The sequence below is a fragment of the Yoonia sp. genome, assembly GCF_046498525.1.
Taxonomy (GTDB): domain Bacteria; phylum Pseudomonadota; class Alphaproteobacteria; order Rhodobacterales; family Rhodobacteraceae; genus Yoonia.
Genome location: NZ_JAWOAN010000294.1, coordinates 1 through 5,640, shown reverse-complemented (window position 1 = coordinate 5,640; position 5,640 = coordinate 1). Strand labels below are relative to the sequence as shown.

Here is a 5,640-nt window from a genome sequence, read left to right as displayed (position 1 = left end):
ATGATACGCTGTCCACGCTGAGGGCCAAGCGCGTTATGGATTTCGCAGATCATCCTGTCGCGACCTGCTTGCCCGTCCGCCCAAAGCCGCAAATATGTGATACTGAGCGCGGGAAGCCCGCTTTGATCAGGAAACGGGTCGGCATACCCGCTCCCTGATGATCGAAGAATAGCGTTCATTTCGTCAAGATGAGTTTGCCTGCGCGTGTAATCCGCAGTGTATAGACCTGATCGTTCAGCGTAATCTGCGCCTGATTGCCACCCTGTGTCAGATCGGCGGCGGCATAGACGGGCATGCTGGATGTAGACCGCGCTGTTTGCATCGGCACACTGTGGACCGTCATTGCTTTTGCTTTCTTTGCGGTGCCACCCGATCAAAGAAATGTTCCAACGGTACGCTGTCAGCTGTGTCGAGCAGAGCAAAGAGTTCTTCCAGCGCGGGAGAGGTCTCGGGGGTTTTGCCGGTCTGGTTTGTCTTGTCGTGCTGTCGCATGGCCGGTGTCCTTTCATCTGCATGATCGGGCTTCCTTTGGTGGTCCAAAGGTGGCTGGATGTGTTTACATCCTGCGCTGACCATACACATGAGTCAATCCGACTTTTTTAATCAGGTATTAAAATCATTCCACTGCGCGGATCAGTTTGCGCTCCAGTACGCGCAACACCTGCCGCAGGTCGTTGCCCCGTTTGAGGATCTGGCCGTCCATACCGATCACCGCGTATTGCCCTTGTTTGAGCCGCAGTTTAGGCCGCTTTTCGATCTTGTAGAGCGGGTGTTCTGCGGTGCGCCGAAAGACCGAGAATATGGCAACTTCTCGCAGATGCGACATGCCGTAGTCGCGCCATTCTCCGGCGGCAACCATGCGGCCATATAGACCGAGGATCATATTCAGTTCGGTGCGATGAAAGGCGACCTGATCGGGTGCGTTGAACTGTGAGGCTAGCTGGAATGTCATGCCTCAGAATTGATCCAAACCCCAACAAAATCAAGACTTCTTCTATGGCCGCCTTGCTTATGCCCTAAAATGAACACTTGCACGCCGCAGCGGCTGCCAACTGGGAACACAAGTGATTGCGAGATTGAGGGCATAGCGAAATGCTACCCCGATGTCGCGGTCAATAGCCCCCACCCAGTCCGTGACATCGGGGAACTTCGTTTCCCACAGAAACCTAGCCGCAGTCGATCATCCGGATTGTTTCATTTACGTCGATGATGAAATTGATGCGATTTGGCTGGAAGTCCATGGTCACGGCATCGCCGGGACGGATGATGCGCACGGGGCCAAGCAGCAATGTCGTTTCCAAGGCCGTTGCTTTCTGTCCAATCAGATCCGCGAACTCAGCTGCACCACAGGTGTCTTCAATATGTGGCGGAAGCGGTGGTTCAGTGACCGCGCAACCGGCCAAGGCGATCAATGCATAGATGCGTCTCATTTTGTTATTGTCGCGGCTTTCACGGTAAACGCAAGCGGGCGCGCATAGAGTGGTTGAAATTTCCGCGCGTTTGCCTGATCGTCAGGCCAACACATAAGGGAGAGACCGGATATGCGAACACGTGCAGCCGTGGCAATGGAAGCGGGCAAGCCACTTGAGGTGATGGAAGTGAACCTTGAGGGCCCGAAGGCGGGTGAGGTTCTGGTTGAAATCAAAGCGACAGGCATCTGTCATACGGATGAGTTCACCTTGTCCGGTGCTGACCCCGAGGGTATGTTTCCGGCCATTCTGGGTCATGAAGGGGCCGGTGTCGTGGTGGAAGTGGGCGAGGGTGTGACCAGCCTGAAACCCGGCGATCATGTGATCCCGCTTTACACGCCGGAATGTCGCGAGTGCGAATATTGCCTGAACCCCAAAACTAACCTGTGCCAGAAGATCCGGTCGACCCAAGGGGCGGGCGTGATGCCTGATGGGACATCGCGGTTTTCGATGCTCGATGGAACGCCGATCCTGCATTACATGGGGTGTTCTACGTTCGCCAATCACACGGTCCTGCCCGAGATTGCCTTGGCGAAAGTCCGCGAAGACGCGCCATTTGACAAGATTTGTTATATCGGTTGCGGTGTGACCACGGGCATCGGCGCTGTGATCAACACTGCCAAGGTCGAGATCGGCTCGACCGCGATCGTCTTTGGTCTGGGCGGCATCGGCCTGAATGTCATTCAGGGCCTGCGGCTCGCGGGGGCTGACCAGATCGTCGGTGTTGACCTGAACCCCGGCAAGGTCGAGATGGCGACAAAGTTCGGCATGACCGATTTTGTGAACCCTACGGACGTCGAAGGTGATCTGGTGGCCTATCTGGTTGAACTGACCGGCGGCGGGGCCGACTATACCTTTGATGCAACCGGCAATGTGGGCGTGATGCGCACTGCACTGGAGGCTGCACATAAGGGCTGGGGTGAAAGCATCATTATCGGTGTGGCCCCTGCAGGTGCCGAGATTTCGACACGGCCTTTCCAACTGGTCACCGGCCGCAGTTGGCGTGGCACCGCCTTTGGCGGGGCGCGCGGCCGCACGGATGTGCCCAAGATCGTCGATTGGTACATGCAGGGCAAGATCGAGATCGACCCGATGATTACCCACAAGCTGAGCCTTGATGAAATCAACAAGGGTTTTGACCTGATGCATGAAGGCAAATCAATCCGGGCGGTTGTCGAATTCTGAACCTGAACACCGACAGCACAAGGGCCCGGCGCTGATCCGGGTCCTTTTTATTTTTGGGGCTGCGCGATGGCCTGAAAGGACTAAGCATGGCAAGAGAACAAAAGCTACTGGCCGTCTTGATCGATGCCGATAATATTCCTGCAAAATATGCAGAGGAAATTCTGCGCGAGATTACGACATATGGTGAACCGGCCTTGCGTCGGGTCTATGGAGATTGGTCCAGCCCTGCCCTTGGTGCCTGGAAAAAGGTTGTGGTCGATCTTGGCATGGTCGCCAATCAGGAAACTGCAAACACCAAGGGTAAGAACGCCAGTGATATCGGGTTGGTGATCGACGCGATGGATATTCTACACACGGGCCGGTTTGACGGGTTTGTGCTGGTGTCGTCAGACAGTGATTTCACGGCGCTTGCCAATCGGCTACGTGAGAACGGAGTCGAGGTGATCGGCATTGGTGAAAGCAAGGCACCGGTCAGTTTGCGCAACGTCTGTAACCGGTTTATCCTGATCGAGAATATCGTCACTGCTGAACCAGAGGCACCCAATGCAAAGCCGCAAAAAACCGGTGCGCCCAAGGATGACCGTCAGCCGCCCTCCAAGGCGATCCCGCTTGTCACCAATGCGATGGATAGCATCGATCCCGAGGGAGAATGGTTTTCGCTTGGGCAATTGGGGCAGTATATTACGCGCGCGCATCCGGACTTTGATCCGCGCACTTATGGCAGCGCCAAACTGAGTGAGCTTTTGGCAAAGACCGGCCGGTTTGAAGTGAAGAAAGCGCAGGGGCGCAATATCGAGGTTCGCCGCCTCGATTAAACTCCGTAGCGCGCCATGAACATCTCGACTGCGCCGTCGATGATCCGCTGTTTTTCCGCTGTGGTGAATTCGTCAGCCATGTTGAAGACCATGCGCGGGAAAAGGTCGGCCTTGCACAGTTCGTGGAATTGATCGGCGGCAAGTTCAAAGTCGCCGATCGCAAGTTCACCTTTTCCCACGGCTTGCTGAAAGAACTCGACCAACCGGTTGCGGATCATCATCGGGCCACTTTCGTAGAATTCACGGCCCAATTCCGGGAAGCGGTCGCTTTCGCCGACACAAATGCGAAAGATGCGTTTGCCGAATTGCGATGTGATAAAATCAAGCATCTCGACCGCGATGTCATTCAGAACCTTCCGCACGGGGGCATCCATGTCGATCGTCTCGATCGCGTGGTCGGCCTGACGCGCACATTCGGTCTTGGCGACCTGCATGAAGAGGTAACGCTTGTCGGGGAAGTAGCTGTAAAGCGTGGCCTTTGAGACACCGGCGGCCTTGGCGATGTCATCGACCGAGGCCCCTTCGAAACCGTCAGACATGAAGACTTGTCGGGCACCTTCCAGCACCTGATCAAATTTGCGTCCTTTTTTGGGTTTGTTTGTGCCGTCGGGCATATTCAGCACTCCTCCTTAAAGTACCATTATAAACTGATCAGTTCACTTTCAGCAAGGAGATTGCAGCAACAGGCATGAGGCGTCCATCGCTGACGTCGCGTTGTCAGACTATAAACAGAGTATTCAGTTCGGCCCCATAATAAATGAACCGATCCGTTCACTTTTGACTTGAGGTTTCAGATTAACAGCGTACTTTAGAACCATTCTAATAGAAAGCGTCTATAATGATACCGAATTTTGGCTACCGCCGCCGATTTCAGGAGTTGTCAGAACAAGAGGTGTTGGCACTGGCCATTTCCTCCGAAGAAGATGATGCGCGCATCTATCGCGGATATGCGGAACATCTGCGTGAAGAATACCCGGCTTCGGCTGCAATCTTTGATGGGATGGCGGAAGAAGAAGACGAGCATCGCCGCCGCTTGATCGAATTGCACCGTACCCGCTTTGGCGAGGTGATCCCCTTGATCCGGCGCGAACATGTGTCTGGCTTCTATGCCCGTCGCCCTGTCTGGCTGATCGAAAACCTTGGGCTTGAACGGATCAGAGAGGAAGCCGGACAGATGGAACGGGATGCGGAGCGGTTCTATCTTGCCGCCGCTGCAGCCACTACCAACGCGCCGACAAGGAAGCTCTTGGGCGATTTGGCCGCAGCCGAGGCAGGCCATACCGACATGGCCAAGGCATTGACCGAAGAACATCTTGGCGGTGATGCAAGGACTGAAGAAGAAAGCGCGGCACATCGCCAGTTTGTTCTGACATGGGTCCAGCCGGGCCTTGCGGGCCTGATGGACGGCTCGGTTTCGACGCTTGCGCCGATCTTTGCAGTGGCTTTTGCGACGCAGGATACATGGACCACGTTTCTGGTTGGATTGGCGGCTTCGGTGGGTGCCGGGATCTCGATGGGCTTTACCGAAGCTGCGTCGGATGATGGCAAGATTTCGGGGCGCGGGTCACCCTATAAGCGGGGTCTGGCGGCAGGTGTGATGACAACACTTGGTGGTCTGGGCCATGCTTTGCCCTATCTGATCACCGACTTCTGGACCGCGACGATCATTGCATTAATCGTCGTGTTCATCGAACTCTGGGCGATCACATGGATTCAGAACCGCTATATGCAGACCCCTTGGCTGAAAGCCATCTTCCAAGTGGTTTTGGGCGGTGCGCTGGTCTTTGCCGCCGGTGCTTTGATTGGCTCTGGCTAGACGTCGCATACCATTGTCGTCGACGCGCTGAAGCCGAAGATATGCTTCAGCGGTCCGATTTTGACGGTTTTGAGTTCCTTGAAACCGACATGGCGGTAAAGCGCCTTGGCCCGCGGGTTTGTATCCACTACGTCAAGCCGGACCTGTGCGTAGCCGCGCCGTTTTGCTTCGTCGATCACGGCGTCAAGCAGGGCTTGCGCGACATCGGCTTCGACCAGGCCGTCGTCCGCGGGCTCGGCGAGCGAATGCGCACGGTCGAAGGGCGCTGCGACCTCTTCCCCGGCGTCGAGGTCGTCCCGGCCGCGCCGCTCGAGCACGCCCCGCCTTCAGACAACGCTCGACTCCTGCGCGAGTC

Annotated in this window: 9 protein-coding genes; 3 read left to right on the top strand and 6 right to left on the bottom strand. The window is 55.9% G+C overall.

Features of this window, described 5'->3' with window-relative positions:
• Positions 1-175 precede the first annotated feature (175 nt).
• The 4 genes from hemP to R6T97_RS17290 all read right to left on the bottom strand — a co-directional run bounded on the left by hemP (position 176) and on the right by R6T97_RS17290 (position 1,430).
• On the bottom strand, positions 176-322 hold the full coding sequence (gene hemP / locus R6T97_RS17305; RefSeq protein ID WP_410350528.1) for a hemin uptake protein HemP: 147 nt from the start codon (positions 320-322) through the stop codon (positions 176-178).
• A gap of 17 nt (positions 323-339) precedes the next feature.
• The gene (locus R6T97_RS17300; protein WP_410350527.1) at positions 340-492 is read right to left on the bottom strand and encodes a hypothetical protein; all 153 of its coding nucleotides are present in this window, start codon (positions 490-492) and stop codon (positions 340-342) included.
• Positions 493-616: 124 nt separating this feature from the next.
• Entirely contained in the window at positions 617-952 is a 336-nt protein-coding gene (locus R6T97_RS17295) for a DUF2794 domain-containing protein (RefSeq protein ID WP_410350526.1), read from the bottom strand.
• 214 nt (positions 953-1,166) lie between these two features.
• Positions 1,167-1,430, bottom strand: coding sequence for an I78 family peptidase inhibitor (locus R6T97_RS17290; RefSeq protein ID WP_410350525.1), 264 nt, complete (start codon positions 1,428-1,430; stop codon positions 1,167-1,169).
• Between the two features lie 111 nt (positions 1,431-1,541).
• Between R6T97_RS17290 and R6T97_RS17285 the strand changes: the two genes are divergently transcribed.
• Entirely contained in the window at positions 1,542-2,654 is a 1,113-nt protein-coding gene (locus R6T97_RS17285) for an S-(hydroxymethyl)glutathione dehydrogenase/class III alcohol dehydrogenase (RefSeq protein ID WP_410350524.1), read from the top strand.
• A gap of 86 nt (positions 2,655-2,740) precedes the next feature.
• Entirely contained in the window at positions 2,741-3,469 is a 729-nt protein-coding gene (locus R6T97_RS17280) for an NYN domain-containing protein (RefSeq protein WP_410350523.1), read from the top strand.
• Here the strand turns inward: R6T97_RS17280 and R6T97_RS17275 are convergent.
• Positions 3,466-4,083 (bottom strand): TetR/AcrR family transcriptional regulator, encoded by a 618-nt coding sequence (locus R6T97_RS17275; RefSeq protein ID WP_410350522.1) that lies wholly within the window; start codon positions 4,081-4,083, stop codon positions 3,466-3,468. The two genes, R6T97_RS17280 and R6T97_RS17275, sit on opposite strands and share 4 nt — an antisense overlap.
• A 224-nt stretch (positions 4,084-4,307) precedes the next feature.
• Here R6T97_RS17275 and mbfA point away from each other — a divergent pair, with 224 nt between their 5' ends.
• Complete coding sequence (gene mbfA / locus R6T97_RS17270) at positions 4,308-5,285, top strand: iron exporter MbfA (protein ID WP_410350521.1); 978 nt, start codon at positions 4,308-4,310, stop codon at positions 5,283-5,285.
• On the opposite strand, the gene R6T97_RS17265 is transcribed toward mbfA, so the two are convergent.
• The gene (locus R6T97_RS17265) at positions 5,282-5,602 is read right to left on the bottom strand and encodes a GNAT family N-acetyltransferase (RefSeq protein ID WP_410350520.1); all 321 of its coding nucleotides are present in this window, start codon (positions 5,600-5,602) and stop codon (positions 5,282-5,284) included. The genes mbfA and R6T97_RS17265 overlap by 4 nt on opposite strands.
• Positions 5,603-5,640: the final 38 nt, after the last annotated feature.

Coding starts and splice junctions, on each gene's coding strand:
- hemP (WP_410350528.1), bottom strand. CDS start 322: ATGCAAACAGCGCGGTCTACATCCAGCATGCCCGTCTATGCCGCCGCC.
- R6T97_RS17300 (WP_410350527.1), bottom strand. CDS start 492: ATGCGACAGCACGACAAGACAAACCAGACCGGCAAAACCCCCGAGACC.
- R6T97_RS17295 (WP_410350526.1), bottom strand. CDS start 952: ATGACATTCCAGCTAGCCTCACAGTTCAACGCACCCGATCAGGTCGCC.
- R6T97_RS17290 (WP_410350525.1), bottom strand. CDS start 1,430: ATGAGACGCATCTATGCATTGATCGCCTTGGCCGGTTGCGCGGTCACT.
- R6T97_RS17285 (WP_410350524.1), top strand. CDS start 1,542: ATGCGAACACGTGCAGCCGTGGCAATGGAAGCGGGCAAGCCACTTGAG.
- R6T97_RS17280 (WP_410350523.1), top strand. CDS start 2,741: ATGGCAAGAGAACAAAAGCTACTGGCCGTCTTGATCGATGCCGATAAT.
- R6T97_RS17275 (WP_410350522.1), bottom strand. CDS start 4,083: ATGCCCGACGGCACAAACAAACCCAAAAAAGGACGCAAATTTGATCAG.
- mbfA (WP_410350521.1), top strand. CDS start 4,308: ATGATACCGAATTTTGGCTACCGCCGCCGATTTCAGGAGTTGTCAGAA.